The sequence below is a fragment of the Cutibacterium porci genome, from assembly GCF_009696315.1.
GTDB classification, from domain to species: Bacteria; Actinomycetota; Actinomycetes; order Propionibacteriales; family Propionibacteriaceae; genus Cutibacterium; species Cutibacterium porci.
The window spans coordinates 318130-343281 of record NZ_VUMG01000001.1 but is presented as its reverse complement, the minus strand read 5'-3'; the positions used below and the strand labels follow the sequence as shown (position 1 = coordinate 343281).

The window sequence follows — 25152 nt, the reverse complement described above, 5'->3', positions numbered from 1 at the left end:
AGGGCATGCGCAATGATCCGTAGCCAGTCGCACGTGCAGCACGCTCGCTTAGCCCCGACCCCTACTTAACCTTGACCGGATCCAGCTTCCACACCTGCTCGGCGTAGTCACGGATGGTGCGATCCGAGGAGAACCGTCCAGACTTGGTGATGTTCACCCAGGCCTTGCGCGCCCAGCCGCGGGAGTCGGCGTGATCGGCGGCCATCTTGTCTTTGACGTCTCGGTAGGACTCGAAGTCGCCCAGCACGTAGTAGACGTCGGGGCCCTCCCAGCCCGGTTCCATGAGGCTCTGACGCAGATCGTGGAACCAGCCAGAACCGTTGTCGTCGAGAGTGCCGTCGGTTAGCGCATCAATAACCCGTTTGAGACCTGGCACGTTCTCGTAATGCCAACGCGGGTCGTAGTCCCGTTTGAGCGAGGGCAGCTGTTCTTCAGTGGCACCAAAGATGTAGGCGTTCTCGTCTCCGACGGCGTCAAGTATTTCAACATTGGCCCCATCCAAGGTGCCCAACGTGAGCGCACCGTTCATCATGAACTTCATATTCGAGGTACCCGAGGCCTCTTTACCCGCCATCGAAATCTGCTCGGAAACATCAGCAGCCGGGATGATGTGTTCAGCCGGAGAGACGTTGTAATTGTGAACAAAAACGACCTTGATCCGACTATTGACATCCTCGTCACTATTGACGAGACGCGCCACCTCGTTGATGAACTTAATGATCGCCTTAGCGCGAATGTAGCCGGGGGCAGCTTTAGCGCCGAAGACAAAAACTCGTTTGGGAACGTCGAGGGTCGGTTCGTCTTTGATACGGAAGTAGAGATCAAGGACGTAGAAGGCGTTAAGCAATTGACGCTTGTACTCGTGTAGTCGCTTAATTTGGACGTCAAAGATGGCGTCCGGGTCAATTTCGACACCCTCACGTTCTGCTACCCAGGACGCGAAGTCAACTTTGTTGGCGTGCTTAATCTCATTGATGCGGTCGTAAACCGAGTCATCGACAGCATCCGTGTAGTCAGCGAGCACCGAGAGATCTTTAACCCACGCGTCCGACCCAGTGACCTCAGTCAGCAGGGCAGCCAGACGCGGATTGCACTGGTTAAGCCAGCGGCGTGGAGTGACACCGTTGGTCTTGTTGTTGAACCGCTCCGGCCAGATTGCGTGCCATTCTTTGAGGGTCTCGCGCTTAATAATCTCGGTATGCAAGGCGGCGACGCCGTTAATGGAGTATGAGGCGTAGCAAGCGATCCACGCCATCCGAACCTGGTTGCCACTGACCGGGGCCATGTACTCGATGGTCTGGCCATCCAGGCCGCGATTATTCATGTCTTCGCGGAAACGGCGATCAATTTCACGGACGATCTCGGAAATACGTGGGAACAGGCGATCGAAAATCTGCATCTCCCACTTTTCGAGAGCCTCGGCCAACACGGTGTGATTGGTGTATGCGAACGTGTGGGTGACAACATCCCATGCCGCATCCCAACCCATACCGTGCTCGTCAAGGAGAATGCGCATGAGTTCGGGGATGGACAGTACGGGGTGGGTGTCGTTGAGCTGAATCGAGTTATATGTGGCGAAGTCAGTGAGGTCCTCGCCGCGGTGCGCAATGTAGTTATCGACGATTTCCTGCAGGGAGGCCGAGCAGAAGAAATACTGCTGACGCACCCGCAATACCTTGCCTTCGAAGGTGGTGTCGTTGGGGTAGAGGACGCGCGAGATATCGGAGGTCCGCTCGCGCTCAACAATGGCGTCGGTGAAATGCTGGGAGTTGAAAGCCTGATAATCAAATTGTTCCATCGGCTCGGCTTTCCACAGCCGCAAGGTTCCGACATTGCGGGTCCCATAACCAGTGATTGGCATGTCGTGGGGAATAGCACGTACCCACATATCGGCGTAGCGAACAATGCGCTGCTGTTCCTCGCGGCGAATGACGAAGGGATAGCCCTCTTCCATCCACGGATCGGGATGTTCAGTCTGAAAGCCGTTATCGAAGAGCTGCTTAAATAAGCCGTAACGGTAAAGGATTCCGTAGCCGGTGACAGGTAGCTCCAGAGTTGCGCAGGAGTCAAGGAAACATGCGGCCAGACGGCCGAGGCCGCCGTTACCCAACGCGGCGTCGGGCTCCTGCTCAAGCACCTGGGATAGATCTATGCCGAAGGTCGCGAGCGCTTCGCGGGTCTGGTCAATGAGACCGAGGTTTGACAAGTTATTGAGCAGAGCTCGTCCCATCAAAAACTCAGCAGAGAAGTAGTGCTCCTGACGACCAGCCTTGTAAGCAGCGTCAGTGGCTTGCCAGTCATCTGCGACGTGGCCCACAACGGCGGCCGACAATCCCTGCCACACCTCCATAGGGGTCGACGCAGTGACGGAACGTCCCGAGGTCGATCGCACCTGGAATGCGATTGCTGAAGCCAGGTCCTGAGTCATGTGCCTTCCTTGACTATAGGGGGTGCCACACTGGTACATCGCGCTCAGACTACCGCGAATCAGACGCATTCCCGGGAGCTCGACCAATCCGCCCATGGGTGCCACGTCCGCGTCGACTAACCATAACGAAACCTGCCCAGCCGAGCACAACTGCTGCAAGAACGACGGGGACTCCCACGACTCCAGCCTGAGTCAGTTCTAGCGCGAAGACGGCCGCAAATAGCGGAGCACGCTGCGTCACAGACAGCACACAGCCGGCTCCGACGATCACCATCATTGCGACCTGCGAGGGTGCGTCGATCCCCGCCGCCGCCGCTATCAACGCACCGACGAGAGCGCCTGCGGACAGGGAAGGGGTGAGCAAACCGCCGGCGGCACCGGATCGTAGAGCGATCGTCGTGGCACCGATCTTGCCAACGAGCAAGATCGCCAAACAGGACGGGGCCACAGGGTGTGCAAGCACCAGGTTGACGATGACTTGGCCATTTCCGACCACCTCAGGTACGGCTAAAGCGACGACGGTCACCCCGAGCGATCCCACCGGGACTGTCCACCACAGCCGGGAGGTGACTGGAACTCGCCGCTTCATTTCGCCAAACAGCACTCCCATCCCGGCTCCCACCAGAGTCGACGCCGCGACGACAACAAGCACCCAGCACAGGCCGGTCGCCGTCACTGTGGCGACCGGTGAGCGGTATATGGGCCGGTTGTGGTTAAACAGCCAGGCCGTCACTGTTGACAGCACCGAGATGACGACAGCAACTCCCACCTGTCCCCAGCCACGTTTGGTGCGAAGGTTAGGGCGCACAGTCAGCTCTAGGGCGTACAACGCTCCAGCGATAGGCACGTTATAAACCGAAGCCAAACCGGCGCCGGCAGCACTGGCCAGCAAAGCCCGCCGGGTGGCAGTGTCAATTCGAAAACTGTCGGACAGCCCTTGAGCGGCCAGCGCGGCCATCTGACGGGGTGCCGCTTCTCGGCCTAGTGAACTTCCCGACCCGACGACGACGAGCTGGGCAAGGGCGTCAACGATGGTCTGCGCTGGGCGTAGCCGCGTCCCAGAATCGACAGCTTCTCGCACCGACGTAATCGACCCGGATGGGCGTGGCCGTAGCCGCCACCACGTTAAACCCGCAATGACGGCGCCCACGATCGGCGCGGCGAAGCGTCGCCACATGACGACCTTCCCGACACCCGTCGTCGATGAGGAGAAAGGCGTACCGAAGGCACAGGTCTCAATAAGGTGGGACAGCAGGCTCGTGACACCACCGATGAGGCCCGACGCTACCCCCGTCAACACGACGGCGGCGATACATCGAAGGCGGGAAGAGACCACGTGCCTGACGCTACCGCCACCGGCCCTCGATTCCGGCTCGACCGCTGAGCGTGCCCGCTCATGGGGACACATAAAGCTCAGTAAGACTGCGCGTATGTGGCACGCCGGGCTGATTGTGGCGCTGTCAAGCTGGGAGAGCGACGTATATCGTCTCTAGGAACTCCTCGATACCCTGGTAAGAGCCCTCACGACCCAACCCGGATTCCTTGACTCCCCCGAATGGGGCAGCCGCGTTAGAGAACACTCCAAGATTCGCGCCGATCATGCCGGTTTCTAACTTTTGTCCCATCCGCAGAATGCGTGCTGTGTCCCGAGTAAACACGTATCCAGCCAGTCCGACCGGAACCGAGTTGGCGAGGGCCAGCGCTTCTTCTTCGGTGCGGAAGGTTGTGATCGGGGCAACCGGTCCAAAAATCTCAGTCTGCATGATCTCAGCGTCGGCGGGGACATCAGCGAGCACCGTCGGTGGATAGAACCAGCCCTTGCCCTCGGGAATCTCACCACCACAGCGCACAGTTGCCCCGGCCTCAATCGCCGAACGCACCAGACCGTCAACCTTGTCGCGATCGTGGTCGGTGATCATGGGCCCGACCTCGGACTTGTCATCCAAGCCGTCCCCGACAACCAGACTTGACATCATCGTCACCATTTTGTCGATGAACTCCTCAGCTACCGACTCGTGGACAATAAAGCGGTTCGCAGCGATGCAAGCTTCGCCCATATTGCGCATCTTGGCACCCCTGGCTCCGGCAACGGCTTGATCCAGGTCGGCATCGTCGAAAACGATAAAAGGAGCGTTGCCGCCGAGCTCCATCGACGTGCGCAACACATGTCTGGCAGCTTTAGCCAGCAGGTTCGCACCAACCGTGGTGGATCCAGTGAAGGACAGTTTGCGCAGCCGCGGATCTTCCAGAACAGCATCAGTGACGGCATGGTCGCGACCTGTGATGACGTTGACAACCCCAGCTGGCAAACCAGAATCGAGGAACACCTTGGCGAGCAGCAACGTGGTTAACGGGGTGGCCGAGGCTGGACGGATCACGACGGTGCATCCAGCAGCCAAGGCCGGTGCGATCTTGCGAGTAGCCATTGCGAGCGGAAAATTCCATGGCGTGATGAATAGGCACGGACCGACGGGGCGCTTCGTGATGAGCTGACGAATCTTGCCTTCCGGCAGCAGACCGTAGTCACCACGGATGCGCACCGCCTCCTCGGAGAACCAGCGTAGGAATTCAGCACCGTAAGTGACCTCGCCGTAGGACTCGACAAGCGGTTTACCCATCTCGAGGGTCATAAGGCGAGCGAAGTCGTCCTTGCGCTCGGTGACAAGATCAAACGTCGTGCGCAGAATCTCGGCACGCTCCCGTGGGGCGGTGTCAGCCCATGACTGTTGGGCACGGACGGCTGCGTCGAGAGCATCGGTGCCTTGGTCAACAGAGGCGTCAGCGATAGCGATGAGGGGTTTCTCGGTGGAGGGATCAATGACGTCGAAAGTGCGGGACGCCTCGGCGTCCACCCATTCCCCGTCAATGAGTAATTGGGTTGGAAGATCGGAAGGCAGCGAACGGTCGTTGGTCGTCATGAATCAACCCTACGACGGGGTATCGACGCGTTGCGGGGGTTCGATGTTCACGGGGAGGGGAACGCCCTCCCACTGCCGAAGGACCCTGCACTTCGACCTCCAGTACGACGCGTGACGAGGAGTCCGCCCAAGACAAAGTGCGACGGATCACTGTCATCTCACCGATGAGGTTCGCGATGGTGACGGGCCTGGTCGCCACCGGACTGCTCGTCGTCGGGACCCTCGTCGATCCCCTCCATGCCGAATCGCCATACTTCGTCGATCCAATCCCTGCGAACCGAGCGGATCAGACTGGTCACCGCAATGACGCTGGCCAGGACGGTAAGACTCGCAAGGAGGGGTTTATTCATGGTGCCACTCTAGGCCGCTGCAGCACGCCTAAGCTGCACTGGTGGCCAGGAGTTCCTTGGCACTGATCTGACGCCGTCGCCCCACTGCGAGCAGACTGGCGATGAGGGCCGCCACCGCCCATATCACGACCGCCAGCAATGATCCGAAACTGGGAGTGTTCCCAGCCACCACAGCCTGCACCGCCTGCAAGGAAGGCCGCAGCGGAGAGATCGCGTCGACCCAGTGCACCGGGGCGGGGACGGTACTCGCCAACCCGGCAGCAACACTCGCCGTCGCCATGACGACGCTGATGAGGCGTCCGGCACCATGCAGCCACGCGGCCAGGGTATGGTTGACCAGGCCAAACATCGCCCCGACGAGGAGCAGCAATCCTCCCAGCGCGATTGATCGGGGCAGCGAGAGTCCCAACGCCACTGAGCCGACGACAGCCAGGCCAATGCTCACCGCGATGGTCACAATCGCGCCAACTGACATCGTCTGGACCACCAACCCTAGGGTCGAGCGCGCAGACCTCAGCACCCGCGAGGGCACCGTGCGAACCACCAGCCAGGTCGCTAGTGCAGCGATCCAGGCACCAAGGATGAGCAAGACCGCCACGGCGGCCACCGAGGTCGCAATGGCAGGGCCATCCCCGTTGACGGGAGTGGCGACGACGTCGGCCAGCTTGGTGCGATCATCCTGGGAGTAGGTCGGCACCTTTGTGGCCCCCGCCGAAAGCTCGTGTGAGAACGTGCCAGTGCCGTCGGCGAGTTTCTGGGCCCCGTCGTTGAGTTTCGCCATCCCGGACGCAAAAGTGCCGGCCCCCGCAGAAGCCTTCGCCACCCCGTCAGCGAGTTGGTTCACGCCGCCGACGTACTGACTGACCCCCTGCTCAAGCATCGGGGTCGAGGCGGCGGCCTTGGAGACCCCGCCGGTGTAGGCGTCGACACCGTTGGCAAACGTCGCAGCCCCCGCCGAGAGTTTGGCCCCGCCGTCCTTGAGTTGCTGGGACTTGGTGGCCAGGGTCTGAGCACCGACAGCGCTCTGGTGGATGCCATCGCGCAACTGGGCAATCTGGCCGACCATCGTGGGCAGTCCGGTACGCATCTGGTCGGTGAACTTGTCAACCCCTTGGGACAGTTGCGAGGAGCCGTCAGACAGCTGGTCGATGCCGTCGTCGATACTCATACCCGAGTTGGGATCCTTGATGGCCATCGCCTTGACGGCCACCGCCGATCCAGCCCTCACACCGAGGGCGTATCCGTCGGTCATGGCGTCGCGGACGAGGGGCAGCAGGGTCTGGCAATCCTGTGCCGTGTGCCTGCGCTGGCAGCGCGCCAGGAAGTCCGCTTCGCCCTTGGACAACGCCTCCTTGTTGAGGCTGGCAGTCTTCTCTCCGGAGGCGTACTGACGGATCTCGGCGCGATACCCGACCAGGCCACCGGTGAACTGGTCGATGCCGTCCGCTAGCTGGCTCGCCCCGTCAGTGAGCTGGTTGAGCTGGGAGGCGTCGATCTTGGCGGTGGCCGCGCTGACCTTCTGGTCCATCGTTGTCAGCCCAGCAGATAGCTGACCGATACCGTCGACGACCTTGCCGGTGCCATCGGTGTAGGTCGCCACCCCGCTAGCCAGACCGTTCGCACCGTCGCTGAGCTGTTGTCCTTTGTCGGACAGCGTGTGAAGGCCGCCCGAAAGCTGAGAGACGCCGTCGGTGAGCTTGCCGCCGTTGGCCTGCAGCTGGCGGGCTCCGTCATCCAGCCTCGTCATACCGGCGGCCAGGGTTGCCGCTCCGGCGGCTGACGTCTTCGTGCCGTCGGCAAGTTTCGTCGCCCCGTCATCGAGCTTGGCGGCTGCGTCGGCCATCTTTTTCATCTGCTGGGCGAATTGGTTGAAGCCGATGTAGACGTTCTCGAGATACCCCGAGGTCAGGGTGGTGTTGAGGGAGCGCCGCGCCACTTGGGCGGTGAGGGCGGCAACGGCCGTGTCGGAGACTGGAGAGGTCTGAGAGGTGGTGACGTCGATGACGGCAGGGCTGGCCTTAGCGGCATCATTGGCGGAGTAGGAGGTGGCGTCGGCCGAGAAGGACGTCGGGATGGTGACAACCACCGAGTATGTGCCGTCGCGCAGCCCCTCGGCGGCCCCATCGGCATCGGTCAGAGTCCAGTCGACGGTGTGGCCGTCGGTCATGTGGGACCCGGAATTGACCAGTTCCGCCGTGAGCTGACGCCCCATGGGAACGAGTTGTCCACGAACTTTGACGGCCTTGTCCTCGTTGACGACGGCGGCCTTCACCTGCCCCAGCCGGTCGGTGGTCCGCCAGGTGGTGCCGACCAGGCCCGCCACCACCAACAGCGGCATGAGGATCAAGGCGACCACCGCCGTCCACCGCAGCTTAATCGTGGAGTGGGAACGTTCGGTCATCATCGGGTACCTCCGAGGGACGGCTCGGGTTTGTGTTTGAGGTCATGCTCATCGAGGTGATGGACGGCCTGTGGCCTCAGCCAGTCAATACGACCGGCTCGCTGGGCTCCCAGGATCACGGCAGATTCACCGGCACGGTTCATGTCGCGAATGAGGGATTCCAACTGGTCGCGGTGAGATTGCTCAACGATTTGGTCGGCATGGTCGATGAGGAACAGACGGGGACGGCGTCGGGGCGGATGGCTGAGCGCTGCGGTGGCGGCCTGCAATTCCTCGGCCAGGTTCGCGTCGGCGGCGTCGATGAACCACGCCACCCGACGCACGGCTGAGGCACGCTCAGGAAGGAGTTGTCCGCCCGACCTCATCAAACCGTGGTCGAGGGCGAGTCGTCCTCCAACCGCCAGCAGGACGGCTGTGACGCGACGCCGTGACCCCACGATGGCCTGCACCTCATGGGGTTCGGCGTGCAGGTCAAGGTCAGCGAAGAGACCATCGACACCGATCCCCTCAGCGTGCAGGGCCTCGGTGTGATCAGGGGTGGGCCACTCGGCGAATTTCTCCTCGTGAGCAATCCTTTCCCCCTCAATGTCGAAGCGAGGTAGGTGGCGGTCCAGCCACGTCGGCAGCCACCAGGCGTTGTCGCCGAGCAGAGCCATGGCGGCCGGGACGAGGGTCATTCTTACCAGGAAGGCGTCAGCGACGATGCCGATGGCCAGGGCCAGGGCAATTTCCTTGATGGCGTTCATACCTTCCGGGATGAAGAAGGCGAACACCGAGAACATGATGACGGCGGCTGCCGTGACAACCTTGCCCGAACCGATGAATCCCCTGATGACCGAGCCCTTGGCATCACCGCTGTGAACGTATTCTTCACGCATTCGTGACACCAGGAAAACCTCGTAGTCCATCGCTAGGCCGAAAAGGATGCCCATGACGACGATCGGCATGAAGGAGATGATGGGAACCGGACGGTCAAGGTTGACCACGAATAGGCCAATTCCCCGGTTGAAGACGAGCTGCGCAGCGCCGAACGCGGCCAGAACCGACAGCAGGTAGCCGATCGTCGCCGTGATAGGCACCGCGATCGACCTAAACACCACTGTCAACAGCAGCAGGCACAGTCCGACGGTGAAAATCCCGAAGGGCATCAGGGCACCTCCCAGGCGGTCGGAGACGTCGAGTTTGATAGCCGTTAACCCGGTAACGGCAGTGTCGACCCCGTATTTGTTGTGCCATTCAGCTTTGTGGTCGCGCAATTCGCGGACTAGGTCATTGGTCGCCTCGTCGGTGGGACCGGTAGCGGGCAATACCTGCACCATGGCTGTGTCGGCGTTCTGATTCGGAACAGCCAGGGCGACCTTGTCGACGCCGGGGAGCTTCTCAATATCCGCCTTGAGCCCATTGACGATCTTCATCGGGTCGGTGGACGTGACGATGTCAGCGGTGACGATGACCGGACCGTTGAATCCTGGTCCAAACTTCTTCTCCAGCACGTCGTAGGTCTGGCGGGCGGTGTTGTCGGCAGGCAGTTCTGCGGCGGTGGGCAGGCCGAGGTGGAGGTCCTTCATCGGAACAGCCAAGGCCCCCAACCCCACCACGACGACGAGAATGGCCACCAGTGGAAGGCGAGTGATAGTGCGCACCCACCACCCGAAGATCCCACCTCGTCCCTCCTTGCCAGCCGCCGTGGCGCTGGTCGACGACGCGTCCGGACCAGCTGTGGCATTCTCGTTGCTAGCCGGGCCTGCTGCCACCACAGCTGGCATCGACCCCCCTTCTCGACGAGATTTCCACGGACGCAATCTCTCCCCCATGAGCCCCATGAACGCCGGCAGCATCGTCAGGGCGATGACGACGGCTAGGGCTACACCAATGGCGGCGAATATGCCCATGACGGTGAGGAAAGGGATATTGGCGATGGCTAGACCGATGAGGGCGACGAGGACCGTCGTCCCTGCGAAGATCACCGCCGAACCCGAAGTCGCGACGGCTCGGGCAGCCGATTCCTGCACGTCGAAGCCGTCACGCAACTGATCGCGGTGTCGGGAGAGGATGAACAGGGCGTAGTCGATCCCGACGGCCAGTCCCAACATGACGGCGAGCATCGGGGTGACGGAGTTGACCGTCGTGAACCGGGTGAGGATCGCCATGATCGAGTAGGTGATCCCCACTCCGAGGACAGCCGTCATGATCGGCATCCCGGCTGCCACCAGAGATCCCAGCGTGATCGCGAGGACGACGAGGGCCACCCCGACGCCGATCACCTCGGTGACTGATAGGGACGGCAGCATGGCCTCGAAGGCCTGGCCACCGACATAGACGTGCGATCCCGGCGGCAAGTCGGCCTGAATGTCGTGACCTACCCGTTGTAGGTCGTCACGCCCGGAATCGGGAAACGTCACCGCGCTCACCTGGCCCAATTCCACCTGGATGACGGCTGCGGTGCGGTCTTTGTTGACCATCCCGGTGACATATCTGCTCCATGGTGACGTCGCCCCGGTCACGTCTTTGAGACCCTTAAGCTCCTCAACCCCCTTCTCGATCCGGGAGCGCAGCGGTTTCGAGGAAATGTCGGTGCCATCAGGCACTGTGACGACGACGTTGGCGCTCAGCGCGGAGGCTTGCGGGAAGGTCACCTGGAGTTTGTCGTAAGCCACCTGAGAGGGAGCACCCGGAATGGTGAAGGAATCGTCATAGTCGCTGTGCAGGACGACCATGGCCAGCCCGAGCAAAACCAGCAGGCCCAACCACGCGGCGACGACGGTTTTTGCACGGCGGAAGCACCAGGCCCCAAGATCGTGAAGGAAGGAGGACATCATCACCTCGCAATGAACGTGTCCGCAGACCACTCGATACAAGTATGTATTCAATGCAGTATTGTATTCGATGCATCATCGTATTCGATACATCGTCGCAATGAATGGTCGAGGCCCCCAGGAGCGTTATGCCCACAGTCTCCGCGCGCAGAGCAGCCACCCAGGCGCGACTGGCCGACGCCGCCATCGCCGTCTTCGCCCGCAAGGGAGTACCGGGGTCCACCGTCGAGGAGATCTGCGAGGAAGCTGGTTTTACCCGCGGAGCCTTCTACTCCAACTTCAACTCCAGGGACGAGCTATGTCTGGCAGTGCTGAGCCGCTACGCCGAAAAGAACCTCACCGCCCTTAGCTCCTCACTGGATTTCCCTAATAACGGCCAGGAGGCGCTTCGCGATCGCATCCACGACATCATCGCCCTGTTCTCGTCAACAGTCGGCTCCGATCCGACGACGGTTGTGGCAATTTTGGAGATCACCCTTGAGGCAACACGAAATCCACGGCTACGGGAGGCCTACCAGCACGTTGAGGCGGCCATTGCCCCGGCCTTGCACACGATGGTCGAACAGGCCCTGCGTGACCACGACGTCACGACGACAATCAGCGTCACCGACCTCACCGAGGTCACCCGTGCAGTCTTCGACTCCCGGGTACTGGCGGCCATGGCGTCGGGACGGAAAGCCGACATCGACCGCATGACCGACCAGCTGACAACGATGGTGCTGGCCTTCATCCGCCCCGCGCCGTCACATGTTCCCAGGGCGCTGGCCGGGAATAACACGACCGGCCCCGCACGAGAGCGAGGCCGGTGACAGGTCGAGGGTTCGGCAGATCAGTAACCCAGAATCTCCTTGCGCTCAGGCAACCATGCGATGGCGTCGCGAATCCCATCTGCCTGGGTCAACTCTGCACTCCAGCCAAGCAACTCCTTAGCTCGATGCGACACTGTGTAGGCGCCTGCAACATCGCCAGGGCGCGGCGGACCGTACACGACATTGAGGGATTTCCCAGTGCCCTCTTCGAAAGCCTCAACGAGCTCCTTGACGGTAACTCCGTTTCCAGTACCGATATTGAATACCTGATATGGGTCGTCGGCCGTAACCTCGTCGAGACGTTCCAGAGCGGCGACGTGAGCGCGAGCCAGATCCCAGACGTGGATGTAGTCGCGAATACCTGAACCATCGCGAGTCGGCCAGTCCACGCCAGTGACGGTGAAGGTGGAATCGTCCATCCAGGCGTCGATCATCTTTCCGAGCACGTGGGTGGGGTGCTCAATCTGCTGCCCGGTACGCAGTTTCGGATCCGAGCCGATCGGGTTGAAGTAGCGCAGGCTGATCGCCTTAAGGTCGCTGGCGTGGGCAGCGTCACGCAGGATGAGTTCCACCATGAACTTCGTCGTGGCATAGGGGGAACCGGGGTCCAGGGCAGATTCCTCAGTGACCTTGAACTCCTCATCGGTGGCGTAGATCGACGCCGAGGAAGAAAACAAGATGCGGTGCACACCGTTGCGCTCCATCCCCTTGAGTAGGGCGACAGTCTTGCCGACGTTATTGTCGTAATAGGCCAGCGGCTCATCAACCGATTCGGGAACGATGATCTTGGCTGCGCAATGGACGACAGCGTCGATCTGGTTCTCGGTGAAGACGCGGTCGAGAAGGTCCTGATCAGCAACGTCGCCCTGATAGAACGCGCGGTCACGAACAAATTCACGGCGTCCCGCAGATAGGTCGTCGAGCACAACGACCTCGTGGCCGGCCTCCTCGCATGCTGAGCCAACCGTCGATCCGATGTAACCGGCCCCGCCGGTGATGAGAATCTTCATAGGAACCTTCCGTAGCGTCGAACTCGTCGCAGTCAAGTTTAGGTGCGGCCCGCCGCCATTGACGGCGGGCCGGGGCTCTGTGTGGTGAATTGGTCACCAACGGTGCGCGTTGCCAGCCGACATGGCAGGTTCTGTCAGATGCAACCGATACTCCACGGTTGGTTTCCCTTTCTACACTGGCGGTCATGGAGGACACCGGATCGCAAAACTCGTCCACGGAGAACCGTCCCAACGGATCCCGCGGGGCTGGGGTGCGCGCCCGTCTTAATCGGTTCAATCCGAACCGCAATAACATCCCTCAAATCAACATCCCCGGCATGGAAGAGGTGCTGGACCCTAAGCTCGACGATGGCCGCCCAACCGATACTGAACGGGCATGGTGGGGAGACGTCACCCTGACCCTCGTCATGGGCGTAGCGACGATCGTCCCCTATCTCGTCAGCCTGGTGGAGTGGCCGTGCCCGGAATACGTCGCTGCCCTCTTTTCGTCGATGGTCATGGTGGCCTCGTTGCCAATGCGTCGCGAGTACCCGCTCCTCATGATGGGTTTGGTCGCCATCGGTGCTGCCATCCAGTTCTTCTTCGTGCCCTTCCCTGTATTGAGTATTTTCGTCGTTCCAATCGCCTCCTATTCAGTGGCGCGATGGGTCGACGGTCACCAGTCCCGCTGGGTGCTGTGGGTAGGAGCCGTGGGGTCGGTCATCGGGCCGATGAGGTGGAGTCCCACCATTGCCGCCGGTTACGATCCTTCGTCGGGAACGCCGTGGGTACTACTGGTGCTGGCCATGACAGTGTGCGCGGGCCTCGTCCTCACACCATATGCGGTAGGTAGACGGCTGCGAGAATCCGCCCTGATCGACTCTCAGCAGCGCATCGTCAAGGCACAGCGCTACCGGGCGATTCTCGCCGAACGTGAGCAGCAGGCCAGGGTAGCCGAGGAGCGTACCCGCAACGAGATCGCCCGAGAACTCCACGACATCGTCGCTCACTCGCTATCGGTCATGATCGTGCAGGCTGAAGGCGGCAAAGCGCTGGCAACAAAGAAGCCCGAGAAAGCACCCGAGGTGCTCGATACTATTGCCGAGACCGGACGCGAGGCGCTCCTCGAGATGAGGCGAATCGTCGGAGTGTTGCGCCAGGACACCGATGCCGAGTTCTCTCCTTCCCCCGGTTTGGCCGAGATTCCCGACCTGGTGGAAAAGTCCGGTGTGAAGGTTGAGCTGAGGGTCGTCGGAGAGGAGCCCGTGGTCTCCCAGGCCCTCGGTCTTGTTGTGTACCGGGTTGTTCAAGAAGCCCTAACCAACGTGCTCAAGCATGCTGGCCGCGGTGCCCACGCCACCGTCACTTTGGCCTATTCACCTACCGCGATCCATGTGGAGATTGTCGACGACGGCTATGGGGATGCCGTCCAAGGCGACGGGCGCGGGCACGGCCTACAGGGGATGCGGGAGCGTGTGACGTCGATGGGTGGACGACTGTCTGCGGGGCCGCGCAAAGAGGGCGGGTTCCGCGTCATAGCGAAATTGCCGGTGCAGGCTGATTCCCGCCAGAGGTGAGCTCGGCGTTGTCACCACTCAGCTCAATACTTCAGTGAGGCACCCGAGCCGTTCTGGATCCCGCGGTACCCAGGCGAGCAGGTCCTCGGGGGTGAGTGGATCTGCGGTTCCGCGCGCTCGCGAGGTGACGACGGCTCCCACCAGTGCTGCAATATCGAGCTTTCGAGCCAACGGCACCTGCCACTGCCAGGTCCAGGCCAGGCCGGCCAACGTGGCGTCTCCGGCACCTGTGGTGTTGACCGGTTCTATCGCCACCGCCGGGACATGAACCTCCTCACTAGTGCGGGAATCCACACCGATGATCCCGTCGCCGCCACATGTGACGATGACGACCGGCACATGCTCGGCGAGGGTTCGGGCTGCCCGCACCGGATCGTCGCTACCTGTAAGTCGCATCGCCTCAGCAGCGTTAGGCGTGTAGCAGGTACACCCCGACACCGCGTCAAGCAGCCCAGATTCGCATCCTTCCTCGAATCCATGGTCCACAATCACCGGGATTCCGGCATGGGCGGCGTCGTGCAGCCACGCCTCAGCGGGAACCGAGATATGGCTGACGATGGCGTCGATGCCGTCAAGGTTCGGGGCGGGGAACGGGGTTGGTAGCGGAGTTTCCACAGTCGTCATAGCCCGCTCGGTGCCACAGGCCTGGCTCATCGTCACGGGAAGCGCCCAGCCAGGGTGGATTGGGGTCGGGGCTAGATCAATACCCCAGTCAGTCAATTCACGACGACACGCCTGCGAGTTGGGGTCCTCACCGAGACCTGTCAGCAACTGCACCCGTGCTCCCAGGCTCGCCGCAATCCGAGCCGTGTTGGCAATCCCACCCCACGTGGCGACAACGTCAGTGCCGTAGCGCTCCTCTCCTAACGCAGGTAATTCCTCGATTCCAGAAATGACGAGGTCACGATACGTAATGCCAACGGCGAGCAGCCGAGGATGACGGTTGACGGGCATGGGCGTAGCTCCTGTGCGCAATTGGTCGTCCCCAGCATAAACTCTGATGCTAGGTAATCTATGGGAAACCCCATTGGCAGGCGATGCCACAAGGAGCAGAGATGCCCACCAACGATGCCCTGATCCGAGGCTTGTGTCCCCAGCCCCGCCACGTACGGTTCAGTGAGGGACGATTCCCCCTGCCAGCGGTGCTCACCTGGGCTGGTCCCGACGAGGCCACCGATGCCGTTACTGTGCTCACCGAACGACTGGCTCCGGCACTTGACGTCGTGCGCGTACCGTCACACGCCGACACCACTTCTCTCATCGTCACAGTGGATCCCGCGATAGAGCCAGAGGGGTACCGCATCGAAATCGACGCGCAGATCCGCATCACCGCCGGCGATTCAAACGGCGCACGATGGGCGGTGCAGACTTTGTTGCAGCTACTGACCCCGTGGGTCCATGGGCCCGGCCCGCTGATTCGAGAACATCTGCACCTTCCGAAGGGCGTCATCGTTGACGCGCCGCATTACAGGTGGCGAGGAGCCCATCTGGACGTCTCGCGGCATTTTATGCCTGCCTCGTTCATGACGCGCTTCCTAGATGTGCTGGCCATGCACAAACTCAACCGGCTGCACTTGCACCTCACCGACGACCAAGGCTGGCGCCTGCCGGTACCGGGGTGGCCACGGCTAACCACCGTAGGGGCCTGGCGCCCGGGAACGGTACGAGGGCACCAGCCACCACCCGACGACAACGATTGTGACGACGTCGCCGAGCACGATCATGTACCTCATGGAGGCGCTTACACAGTCGAGCAGCTGAGCGCCATCAATAAACGGGCAGGTATACTAGGTATCACGGTCGTGCCAGAAATTGACCTACCGGGCCACACTGAATCGGTCGTCGCCGCCTATCCCGCGCTGGGCTGCGGAATACCAGTAGATCACCCACGCACTGCTTTTGGGGTGTCGGAGCATCACATCAACCTCACCGACGATTCGTTGGCTTTCTGCCGCGACGCTTTAGACGCTGTGATGGATATTTTCCCGGACTCACCAATCCACATCGGTGGCGACGAATGCCCCGGCAAAGAGTGGTTCAGTCACGAGCAAACCCGCGCCCGGCTTGCCGACCTGGGGATCACAACGCCGCACCAAGCCCAAGCGTGGTTCGAGCGGCACATCTGCAATCACGTGGTCGCAGCGGGCCATCAGGTCATCGCCTGGGACGAGGTGCTAGAGGCCGGTGCTCCTAAGGAAGTGACGGTCATGGTGTGGCGAGACGCCGACGACATTTCCCGCGCTGTCGCCGCAGGCCACGACGTCATCGCCGCACCTGCCCGGCATACATACCTGGATTACGGCATCGAAGCAGGGCCACAGGCGCCAGTGACGATAGCCGCCCCCATGACCATGGACGACGTCGCCGGGCTGCACGATGTGCTTGCCGCAGTAGATTCACCCCACCTGTTAGGTGGGCAATTCCAACTGTGGACTGAATATCTGCGCACCCCCGCCCAGGTCGAAGACGCCGCCTTCCCGCGCGGCACATCCATCGCCGAACAGTTGTGGACCGGCAATCCAGCTCGGCCGCAATCAGAGTTGGAGGCCCAGACTCGTCGGCTCACCGCAATGGGCGTCAACTGGCACAGGTGATGACGTCGATACCGGCCACCTTCATCATGAGCAGGCACGCCATCGAGTTCGACCAGCTGAACCACCCGCGTGTGAACCGAGTAGGGTCATGTGGATCAAAACTCTCGTGCGTCCAGCCAGTGCCGCCATCGGTGGTGAGGATCGTCTGCAGACAGTCGCGCGCCTCAACGTCGTCCCCGGTGAGCCCCTGTACTGCCACACCGATGTGCCAAATGTAGCCGTCGGGACTGTGCGGGCTGCCAATGCCTCGCGCCGTCGGGCCAGCGAATAGGTACGGATTGGCCTCGCTAAGTACCCAGCTGCGGGTGGCCTGGTAGAGCGGATCGTCACGGGCAAGGTCACTCGTAAGAGGCAGCGACAGCAGCGATGGCATGTTCGCGTCGTCCATCTCCAATACTGATCCGAGCCCGTCGACTTCGTAGGCAAGATGGTCCGCAATAATGCCGAAGTGCCTCACCCCGACGTCGATGTCATTGGCCAGCTTTGAGGCGTGTTCAGCAAGGTTGTCGTCGTCCCAAACGCGACAGAATTCGCCAATCTGGCGCAACGCACGCATGGCCATGAACTGTGCCGGGATGTTGTATCCGTAGCGGCACGCATCGTCTGAGGGCCGGAATCCGCTCCACGTCATTCCGGTGTACCCTACTGGCTCTCCGGAGCCGTCGACGCCAAGGGTGTCGGCGGGTTCGCTAGGGCGCACATGACGATAGGTCGAGCGGGCGGCGTGGTCTTGTTCCACACTCCAGACGTCGACGATGCGCCGACACCCCTCGTGCACCGCACTGTTGAGGTGGTCTGGTCGTGCCGTGACCTGCCACAACCGCCATGCGAGATCGACGGGAAAGGCCAGCGAATCGACCTCGCACTTACGCTCCCACAACTCATCGAGCAGGTCGACATCGTCAGGGTCGAAATGTGCTCCGGTTGGGCCACAGTTAAAGGCATTGGCGTAGGGGTCGATGCCAATACAGTGCCACTGTCGGGCAACGACGTCACGGATCTGACGGGACACAGCGGGGAGGTCGCACAGTGCCAGGAAGGGCCACAACTGAGCTGAGGAATCGCGCAACCACATAGCTGGAATATCGCCAGTGACGACGAAGACGCCGTGGCGGTCGCGGGTCATAGTGCGAGTCCACGTGTCCGTCATCCAGGCCACAAATCGGCTCGCGGCCTGCCGACCGACAGCCTCATCAATATGTTCGCTGACGCCCCAACCGATCCGAGCACCAACCTCGTCGAGGCGCCGCTGTAGGGCGGGCGTCAATTCGCACGCCGTCATCGGTAGGGCTCCCATGAGGTGACACGTTGGTCTTCCAAGTCAGGAACCCACATGTCACCCTGGCCCTTGAGCCGATCACCGAGTGCGAGAACCCACGCCCCGGCGGCCCATCCGGCACGCAGCCCGAAAGCAGAGTCTTCGATGACGACACATCTGGCCGGGTCAACGCCCATGCGCCTTGCTGCTGCGAGGTAGGGGTCGGGGGCTGGTTTTCCGGCGGGGACGTCGTCCACCCCTAGAACGGTGTCGAAGAGGTCGAGCCAGCCTTGCGAGGCTAGCCCGTCACGCACCAGGCGCGTCAGGGAATTGGACACCACTGCGATAGGGACGTGAGCGGCTAACCTCCTTACCAGACGGTCTGCCCCAGGCATCGGCTTCGTATTGTCAGCCAGGTTGGCGTCCAGCAGGTCGACGAGGCGCTCAGTGGTGACCTGGGGATCTGCTTGGGGGTGGTCGCGCAGATATAGCTCAACGACATCATCAACGGTGCCCCCGTCAACGTCGGCAGCGACAGCATCAGTCAGGCTGCCGCCCCACAGCTGCTCAGACGCTGCACGCCACCCAGACAGGGTGTCGAGCAGGGTGCCGTCCATGTCAAAGAGGACACCGTCCACCTTCTCGGGTAAGTGCGTCGTCACCATTCAAAATCCATTTCTCTACTCGGGCCAACCGGCTTCACATCGCGCAGGACGCCGACGTCGCTAGCGTCCATAAAGCCAGGATGGACTCCGATTGCCTTGAGCAGTAGCGGCGTCACGTCGTGGCTGCGAATGGGATCGGTACGAAGCAATGGATCGGGCAACGCCCCACCGATGTGGTGAGCGGCTAGGAAACTGCGACGCACCTCGACCTCATCCTCGCCGTGACCTCCCTCAGGTTTGTGGCCGTGATCGGTGGTGACGGCGACGAGCCATTGCTCTGCGAGCTGCTCGTGACGCTCTGCGACGGCCTTGACGAGGTGGCGGGTGAGCTCATCGACGTGACGCACAGCGTTCCGATACTGCTCAGAGTTCGCTCCGTAACTGTGCCCAGCGTGGTCCACCCCCTCGAAGTAGACAACGGCAGCGTCCGGGCCCTCGTGCAACAGGTGCCAGGCGGCCCAGGACGACACCTGCTCGTCGGCCCGGTCGATGCCCCCCGACAGGTCGGGGCCGAAAAGCTGGTGCTGGCCGGTACGTTGCTGGTCGACCCGCTGGTGAATGATCGGGCCGGGCCCGTAAGGGCTGACAAAGGCGTCCCAGGTGGCTGCTGCGATGGTGCGCGCCAACGGGTTGGCGAAGAAAACTTGGGACAGTATGTCGGGGTGACGGGCCAGGTCATGGCCGACGAACTCGTTCCACCACACATTGCATTGCTCATGGGTGGCGCCGGTGAGGATCGTCGTCCAGCCGGGGGCGGAATCGGTGGGTGGAGTCATCCACATAGGGATGATCGTGCCCTGAGAGCGGTCATCACCTCTCACCAGACGAGCGAGGGTGGGGGCCAGCCCGCTGGGTGCCTGGTCGACGGGCAGGGTGTGGTCCAGGGCTGGGGCGGGGTGCTTGGGAACCGGCTCGCCCTCACCCACCCCACGCACGAATCGCGGGTCGGCAGGGTGATCGGGGTAGGCGAATCCAGGGTTGTCACGCAGGGCCTCGGGTAATGCCACATCAAGGCGCATCCCGTCGATGCACACCAAGAGCAGTTTCATTGTTGGCTCACTCTCAACGTCAAGATTTGGAAAGGACGCAGAGCGAGATCCACCCTGCTCACGGCGACCGTCGGAAGCTGTTGGGTCGGATCACCCACTCGTTCCTCGAGCAAGTCCACCTCGCTGAGGTAACCGCCCCGGTCTAGTAGCAGGCGCACTCGGCTGCGGGCACCATCCGCCTCGTGCATCCGTATCACCAGATCACCAGACTCATCGAAGGCTTGTTTGACGGAGTCAATGACAGCGAAGCCCCGCACCGGTTCGATCCGGACGAGACTAGCTAGGCTCAGCACGCCCTCGCGCATGCGGAGGGGCTGGTTAAGCCGTGCCGCCTCGACATGCGCCGACGCAACCCCGGCATCAGTGAGCAGGCTATAGACAAGGTGGTGAGTGCCTCGGTCAGAGTGCGAATCTGGGCTCTGTGGAGAACGCAGCAGGGTAAGCCGAGCCATCACGCCTGCGGTAGGTGTGTGCTCATCTCCTCCCGCTGGACTCACGTCATGGCCATAACTGGACTGGTTGACTAACGCGACGGCGTACCCGGGTTCGCCCAGCAACATCCACTGCTGTCCACAGCTTTCAAAGTGGGCGTCATCCCATGACGTGTTGGCACCGATGGGTCGCTTAATATGACCGAACTGGATCTCATCGACGTTGGTGTCAGCGGCCACGTCGAGGGGAAAGTCGACTTTGAGCACTCGGGCCTGCTCAGCCCAATCGACGTCAAGGCTGAACTCAACCGCCCGGCTGTCGGCGTCAAGAGTGATGGCCTGAATGACACCGGCCTCTCTACGTTCAACACGCACCGTGCTCCGTAGCGGGTCCTCGACGACGTCTAACCCGGTGAGGTCATCCACCGCAACGGCACTGTGCCGGTACTGGTGCTGCAATTCCCACGCGTCAAAACAGTCGGGATAGTCAGGGTGCAGGACGAGTCGGTTGGCGCGTTGCCCGGGCAACAAGAGCTCGCGGCCAGCCACCAGGTCAATGACCGAGGTCACCAGCCCGTCATGCCTGTCGATGCGCACCTCAACTAATCCGTTGGTCATTCGAATCGAATCGGGCTCCCGGTCTACCCGCACCGGATGTTCGGGATCAACCACGGCATCAATGAGCGGCTGCGACGCCATAGCTGGCACCTGTACAAGTGTGGGCCGACCCTTGACGGTGATAACTTCGCGACGGTCACCGCAGGATGGATTCATCAGGCTTACCCCGGCGACCCGGTCTCCGCCCGCGTGTAACAGTGCCTGCCAAGCTTCATCCATCAGCTGGTCCACCTCAGCGCGAATAGCGGTGAACTCGGCGATGGCTTCCTGATTCACCCACGCGATCGAGGAACCGGGCAAGATGTCGTGGAACTGCAGCAACAGCGTGCGTCGCCAAAGCTGTTCCAACTGCTCGTGGGGGTAGGGATAACCGACACGAGCTGCCTCAACGGCTAGCCATTCGGCGGCGCTGAGAGCCTCCTCAGCGCGCCGGTTGCCGTCTTTCAGAGCGTGGACAGATGTGTAGACGCCACGGTGGAACTCCAAATACATCTCGCCGCGCCATACCGGTGCTTGAGGGTAGTCATCGCGAGCCTGAGCGAAGTAGTCGTCAGGTGAGCCCAACTGAACCTGAGGCGCATCCTCGACGTTGGCGAATCGGTGGACGCGTTCCACCTGCTCAGCGGTGGGTCCTCCACCACCATCGCCATACCCGAATGGCAAGATCGAACGTCGCGCTATGCCTTTCTCTTTGAAGTTCGCCTCAGCCTTCTTGACCTCAGGGGCACTGACGATGGAGTCGTAACAATCCACCGGCGGGAAGTGCGTCCACAGTCGAGTCCCGTCGATGCCTTCCCACCAGAATGTGTGGTGGGGCAAGGTGTTGGCCTTGTTCCAGCTGAGTTTTTGGGTGAAGAACCAATTCATACCCGCCAACCGGGCGATCTGAGGCAGCGCACCGGTATAGCCAAAGGAATCCGGTAGCCACAGGCAATCCGGGCGCACCCCGAGCTGTTCACGCATCCAGCGCAGACCGCTCGTGAATTGACGCACCAGTGATTCCCCCGAGGGCAGATTGGTGTCAGACTCCACCCACATGCCACCCACCGGGTGCCACTGGCCACGCTCAATAGCGCCCTTAACACGCTCGAAGATTTCTGGCGCGGACTCCTGAAGCCAGGCGTAATGCTGAGCGCTGCTGCACGCGAAGTGAAAGTCGGGATACTCGTCAGCCAGTGACACGACGTTGGAGAAGGTACGCACTACCTTGCGACGGGTCTCACGCAACGGCCATAGCCATGCCGAGTCGATGTGTGCGTGTCCGATGGCCGTCATCTGTTGAGCCGATGAGTTCGCCCCCGAGCTAAGGTACCCAGCAAGGATCTGCCGGGCGTGCTCTGCGCCGGCGAGGATGCCGTGGCGATCGACCTCATCAGCAGCCTGTTCCAAACCGTGGAGTAACCGGGCACGGTGGGTGGAGTCAGCCGGAAGCTGGCGCATGAGGCCGTCGAGGACGTCAATGTCGAGCCATAGGTTCCATACTTCGTTGCGACGCACCGAGAGTTCCGCTCCCCTAAATTGCCACAGCGGTTCATCGCCCGCAGTGCGACGATCCCCCAGCTCAGTGGGGCCTGCCAGATGCAGGGTCATGTCGGGGTTACCTGCGGCTTCCACCCACAGGTCGACGCGCCCACCAGCCCCAACGAGCGGCTCACCCTCTTCAGCGAATCGTTGAGCCAGCGCCCCGTGGTTGAGTGCGACCTGGTGGTTGCGTGGGTTGAGAGCTTTGAGGGGGCGCCCTGAGCGGGTGTAGACCATCGCTTCGGACTGGTTTCCGGCCCAGTCACCGACGAATCCGAGGTCCATCGAGAGGTCGACCTCGTCACCAGCGTGGGCAGCGGGGAGGGTGCCAGTGACGTGGAGCCACCAGGTGCTCCACGGAGCACCCCACCAGGTTCCGGGCGGAAACGGATGGTAGCTAGCGGCGACGGCTTCCTCGAAGCTCACGGGTTCGCCGGGAGCCTGCCAGGCCGTCACGTCCAATGAGCAGATCGTTGTGGTGATTTCTCGCTCGAGACGCTCTTTAAGGTGACCGATGCGATCCTGGGTGAGCTCGGTGTGATCATGCATGGTCGTCCACAAGATAGTCCAGGCCGTCGAAGGCATTGGCAAAGTCATTGAGGAGCTGCTCGGCAACGTAGACGGAGTCAACTAGCGGGTGGTGACTAAGGGCCAGCAATGCTGCGGTGCGGCTGTGGTTGACGGCGGCATCGATGGTGCGCTGCTCGACGTATTTGGCGTTGACGACGAGCCCGCGAGCATGATCCGGTAGCGCCGGTGCAGGAAGCCGATGGATCCCGGCACCGTCCACTCGACAGGGAATTTCCACGACAGCATCGTCAGGTAAGTCGGGCAGGGCACCGTGGTTCGCCACATTGAGGATGAGCTCGGCGGGCATGTCATTGGCGATGGCGTGCATGATCGCGAGGGCGACCTTGTCGTATCCGCCGGTTTCCAGATCGGCCTCGTCGCGCTTGAACTCCCCGGAGACCTCGCGATTGGTGGCCATGTAGGTCTCTTCGCGCTCCAGGCGAGTGGCCTCCCATAGTCCGGCGACGTCGTCGGTGTGTTGGGCCTTCGTGTAGAAGCGCCGCTGCTGGGCCTCCAGAAATGCCCCGCGCGGGGCCTCGGCATTCCGATCGACGGCGAGGTCATCGCGACAGTAGTAGTAATAGTGCAAGTACTCGTTAGGTACAGCGCCTAAGGCTTGTACCAAATCAGGGCCAAAGAGCCGACCTTCCTCAAAACTCGCTATAAGGTCGGGGCGCTCCATCAGACGCGGTAAGACGTCGGTGCCGTCGACGTTCAAACTGGTAAGCCAGCCCAGGTGATTGAGCCCGCTGTAGCCGATATGGACGCGTCCGTTGGCATCGAACAGTGACCCTACATCGGCCGGTGCCAACCCGGCATTCTGCAACGTAGTGAGGATGCGACGAGCCAAGCCGACGGGGGAGTCACAGATGCCAACCACCTGGTCTCCGAGACGGTGCTGCATGACCTCGGTCATCACCCCGGCTGGATTAGTAAAATTAATGACGTTGGCATTGGGGGCGTATTGCGTGATTTTCTCAGCGAGGTCGAGCACCACCGGTATGCCACGCAGGGCATATGAAATACCGCCAGCCCCGACAGTCTCCTGGCCAATGACGCCACGCGCCAGACACATCGACTCGTCTAGGGCTCGTCCCCGCGTTCCGGCGACGCGGATGGCTGAAAAGATGAAGTCGGTTCCTCTCAGGGCAGTAGGCAGATCAGTGGTCGCCACCACCGACGGCGCGTGAGGCAGGTTGGGGGCCAGCTGGGATAGCACTGTTTCGATGACGCCTAATCGCAGTGAGTCAGTGTCGTAAAGCCGCAGCTCAGTCACTCGTTGGGGTGAGGCGTCGCGAGCGAGGGCCTTGAATACCAGTGGAACGCGGAATCCCCCGCCACCAAGGATGGTGAGTTTCATACCGTGATGACCTCCATGCCTGTTGATTCGCAGTGTGCGTCGAAGTCCGGCGGCAGTGGCCCAGTGGTAATGACCCCGCTGACGTCCTCGATAGTGAACGGGGAATGTGCCCCGACACCTGGGAATTTCTCCGAGTCGACAAGCAGGTAGCTTCGACTCGCTGCAGCGATAATCGCCTGCTTGATCTGAGCCTGGGAGCGGCTCGTGTCACGCACCCGTCCGTTGGCGCTCACCCCGGAGCAGCCTAGGAAAGCGAGGTCGGCTTGATGGTGAGTCAGCGCATCGGCGACGAACTGACCGTCAAAGCATTGGTATCGCTGCGACCACACTCCTCCCAGCACAACGACGGTGACGTCCGGGGCGCTCTTGAAAGCTTCAAAGACGGGCAGGGACGCAGTGAGGACGGTGATGGAACGCTCAGTGAGCAGCCCGGATAAGTGGTGGACGGTGGTGCCGATGTCCATGATGATGGTGTCGCCGTCGTGGACAAGCTCGGCGGCCTTGCGGGCGATCGCCGCCTTGGCGCGAGTCTGGTGATTCATCACGTCACTGAAATGATCGTCCACGCTCGTGACGAGCTGGATACCTCCCCAAGAACGCTCGATGACGCCTTTGTTTTCCAAAGCGATGCAGTCACGCCGGGCCGTGGCCAAGCTCACATTCAGACTCTGAGCGATGTCGACGGTTCGCATGGCAGGTCGATCCCGCAGCAGTTCGACGATCGCGTCGTGACGAGCGGCCTTGAGCATATGACCATGGTAGCGATCCCGGGTGACAGGACGACAGATTTTCGTCATT

Annotated in this window: 16 protein-coding genes and 1 pseudogene; 3 read left to right on the top strand and 14 right to left on the bottom strand. The window is 61.6% G+C overall.

Translation table 11 applies throughout. The features are described 5' to 3' along the window. Window positions 1-61: 61 nt before the first annotated feature. The 6 genes from FYJ43_RS01455 to FYJ43_RS01430 all read right to left on the bottom strand — a co-directional run bounded on the left by FYJ43_RS01455 (window position 62) and on the right by FYJ43_RS01430 (window position 10916). Entirely contained in the window at window positions 62-2428 is a 2367-nt protein-coding gene (locus FYJ43_RS01455; protein ID WP_154561317.1) for a glycogen/starch/alpha-glucan phosphorylase, read from the bottom strand. Window positions 2429-2477: 49 nt separating this feature from the next. Then, a complete protein-coding gene (locus FYJ43_RS01450; protein ID WP_326833221.1) occupies window positions 2478-3764 on the bottom strand; it encodes a chloride channel protein in 1287 nt (428 codons plus the stop codon). 124 nt (window positions 3765-3888) lie between these two features. Next, window positions 3889-5346 (bottom strand): NAD-dependent succinate-semialdehyde dehydrogenase, encoded by a 1458-nt coding sequence (locus FYJ43_RS01445; RefSeq protein ID WP_154561315.1) that lies wholly within the window; start codon window positions 5344-5346, stop codon window positions 3889-3891. 158 nt (window positions 5347-5504) lie between these two features. Next, complete coding sequence (locus tag FYJ43_RS01440) at window positions 5505-5696, bottom strand: hypothetical protein (RefSeq protein WP_154561313.1); 192 nt, start codon at window positions 5694-5696, stop codon at window positions 5505-5507. A gap of 28 nt (window positions 5697-5724) precedes the next feature. After that, complete coding sequence (locus tag FYJ43_RS01435; protein ID WP_154561311.1) at window positions 5725-8100, bottom strand: YhgE/Pip domain-containing protein; 2376 nt, start codon at window positions 8098-8100, stop codon at window positions 5725-5727. Continuing rightward, window positions 8097-10916 carry an MMPL family transporter gene (locus FYJ43_RS01430; protein ID WP_154562096.1) on the bottom strand — a complete coding sequence of 940 codons (2820 nt, stop codon included), beginning with the start codon at window positions 10914-10916 and terminating at the stop codon, window positions 8097-8099. The genes FYJ43_RS01435 and FYJ43_RS01430 overlap by 4 nt, the downstream gene beginning before the upstream one ends. A gap of 125 nt (window positions 10917-11041) precedes the next feature. Between FYJ43_RS01430 and FYJ43_RS01425 the strand changes: the two are divergent. After that, window positions 11042-11650: pseudogene (locus tag FYJ43_RS01425) on the top strand (TetR/AcrR family transcriptional regulator); the annotation flags it as partial. A 92-nt stretch (window positions 11651-11742) separates the two neighbouring features. On the opposite strand, the gene galE reads toward FYJ43_RS01425, so the two are convergent. After that, window positions 11743-12732: a UDP-glucose 4-epimerase GalE gene (gene galE / locus FYJ43_RS01420; RefSeq protein ID WP_154561309.1), complete on the bottom strand. Its 990-nt coding sequence runs from the start codon at window positions 12730-12732 to the stop codon at window positions 11743-11745. Window positions 12733-12917: 185 nt separating this feature from the next. Between galE and FYJ43_RS01415 the strand changes: the two genes are divergently transcribed. Beyond that, window positions 12918-14288 carry a sensor histidine kinase gene (locus FYJ43_RS01415; RefSeq protein ID WP_154561307.1) on the top strand — a complete coding sequence of 457 codons (1371 nt, stop codon included), beginning with the start codon at window positions 12918-12920 and terminating at the stop codon, window positions 14286-14288. Between the two features lie 18 nt (window positions 14289-14306). On the opposite strand, the gene FYJ43_RS01410 is transcribed toward FYJ43_RS01415, so the two are convergent. Continuing rightward, window positions 14307-15242 carry a carbohydrate kinase family protein gene (locus FYJ43_RS01410; RefSeq protein ID WP_154561305.1) on the bottom strand — a complete coding sequence of 312 codons (936 nt, stop codon included), beginning with the start codon at window positions 15240-15242 and terminating at the stop codon, window positions 14307-14309. Between the two features lie 101 nt (window positions 15243-15343). Between FYJ43_RS01410 and FYJ43_RS01405 the strand changes: the two genes are divergently transcribed. Then, window positions 15344-16882 (top strand): beta-N-acetylhexosaminidase, encoded by a 1539-nt coding sequence (locus tag FYJ43_RS01405; protein WP_154561303.1) that lies wholly within the window; start codon window positions 15344-15346, stop codon window positions 16880-16882. On the opposite strand, the gene FYJ43_RS01400 is transcribed toward FYJ43_RS01405, so the two are convergent. The 6 genes from FYJ43_RS01400 to FYJ43_RS01375 are packed head-to-tail and all read right to left on the bottom strand — an operon-like array spanning window position 16866 to window position 25103. After that, entirely contained in the window at window positions 16866-18164 is a 1299-nt protein-coding gene (locus tag FYJ43_RS01400; protein ID WP_154562094.1) for a glycoside hydrolase family 125 protein, read from the bottom strand. The two genes, FYJ43_RS01405 and FYJ43_RS01400, sit on opposite strands and share 17 nt — an antisense overlap. After that, window positions 18161-18805 (bottom strand): HAD family hydrolase, encoded by a 645-nt coding sequence (locus FYJ43_RS01395; protein ID WP_154561301.1) that lies wholly within the window; start codon window positions 18803-18805, stop codon window positions 18161-18163. Before FYJ43_RS01395 ends, FYJ43_RS01400 begins: the two co-directional genes overlap by 4 nt. After that, window positions 18799-19854 (bottom strand): alkaline phosphatase family protein, encoded by a 1056-nt coding sequence (locus FYJ43_RS01390; protein WP_154561299.1) that lies wholly within the window; start codon window positions 19852-19854, stop codon window positions 18799-18801. Before FYJ43_RS01390 ends, FYJ43_RS01395 begins: the two co-directional genes overlap by 7 nt. Continuing rightward, entirely contained in the window at window positions 19851-22973 is a 3123-nt protein-coding gene (locus tag FYJ43_RS01385) for an alpha-mannosidase (RefSeq protein ID WP_154561297.1), read from the bottom strand. The genes FYJ43_RS01390 and FYJ43_RS01385 overlap by 4 nt, the downstream gene beginning before the upstream one ends. Continuing rightward, window positions 22966-24354, bottom strand: coding sequence for a 6-phospho-beta-glucosidase (locus FYJ43_RS01380; protein WP_154561295.1), 1389 nt, complete (start codon window positions 24352-24354; stop codon window positions 22966-22968). Before FYJ43_RS01380 ends, FYJ43_RS01385 begins: the two co-directional genes overlap by 8 nt. Beyond that, a complete protein-coding gene (locus FYJ43_RS01375; RefSeq protein WP_229771550.1) occupies window positions 24351-25103 on the bottom strand; it encodes a DeoR/GlpR family DNA-binding transcription regulator in 753 nt (250 codons plus the stop codon). The genes FYJ43_RS01380 and FYJ43_RS01375 overlap by 4 nt, the downstream gene beginning before the upstream one ends. Window positions 25104-25152 lie beyond the last annotated feature (49 nt).

Bases quoted from the DNA above. Each gene is read 5' to 3' on its own strand.
- galE (WP_154561309.1), bottom strand. From the start codon at position 12,732: ATGAAGATTCTCATCACCGGCGGGGCCGGTTACATCGGATCGACGGTT.
- FYJ43_RS01390 (WP_154561299.1), bottom strand. From the start codon at position 19,854: ATGAAACTGCTCTTGGTGTGCATCGACGGGATGCGCCTTGATGTGGCA.
- FYJ43_RS01455 (WP_154561317.1), bottom strand. From the start codon at position 2,428: ATGACTCAGGACCTGGCTTCAGCAATCGCATTCCAGGTGCGATCGACC.
- FYJ43_RS01400 (WP_154562094.1), bottom strand. From the start codon at position 18,164: ATGACGGCGTGCGAATTGACGCCCGCCCTACAGCGGCGCCTCGACGAG.
- FYJ43_RS01375 (WP_229771550.1), bottom strand. From the start codon at position 25,103: ATGCTCAAGGCCGCTCGTCACGACGCGATCGTCGAACTGCTGCGGGAT.
- FYJ43_RS01445 (WP_154561315.1), bottom strand. From the start codon at position 5,346: ATGACGACCAACGACCGTTCGCTGCCTTCCGATCTTCCAACCCAATTA.
- FYJ43_RS01385 (WP_154561297.1), bottom strand. From the start codon at position 22,973: ATGCATGATCACACCGAGCTCACCCAGGATCGCATCGGTCACCTTAAA.
- FYJ43_RS01440 (WP_154561313.1), bottom strand. From the start codon at position 5,696: ATGAATAAACCCCTCCTTGCGAGTCTTACCGTCCTGGCCAGCGTCATT.
- FYJ43_RS01405 (WP_154561303.1), top strand. From the start codon at position 15,344: ATGCCCACCAACGATGCCCTGATCCGAGGCTTGTGTCCCCAGCCCCGC.
- FYJ43_RS01430 (WP_154562096.1), bottom strand. From the start codon at position 10,916: ATGATGTCCTCCTTCCTTCACGATCTTGGGGCCTGGTGCTTCCGCCGT.
- FYJ43_RS01415 (WP_154561307.1), top strand. From the start codon at position 12,918: ATGGAGGACACCGGATCGCAAAACTCGTCCACGGAGAACCGTCCCAAC.
- FYJ43_RS01435 (WP_154561311.1), bottom strand. From the start codon at position 8,100: ATGATGACCGAACGTTCCCACTCCACGATTAAGCTGCGGTGGACGGCG.
- FYJ43_RS01395 (WP_154561301.1), bottom strand. From the start codon at position 18,805: ATGGTGACGACGCACTTACCCGAGAAGGTGGACGGTGTCCTCTTTGAC.
- FYJ43_RS01410 (WP_154561305.1), bottom strand. From the start codon at position 15,242: ATGCCCGTCAACCGTCATCCTCGGCTGCTCGCCGTTGGCATTACGTAT.
- FYJ43_RS01380 (WP_154561295.1), bottom strand. From the start codon at position 24,354: ATGAAACTCACCATCCTTGGTGGCGGGGGATTCCGCGTTCCACTGGTA.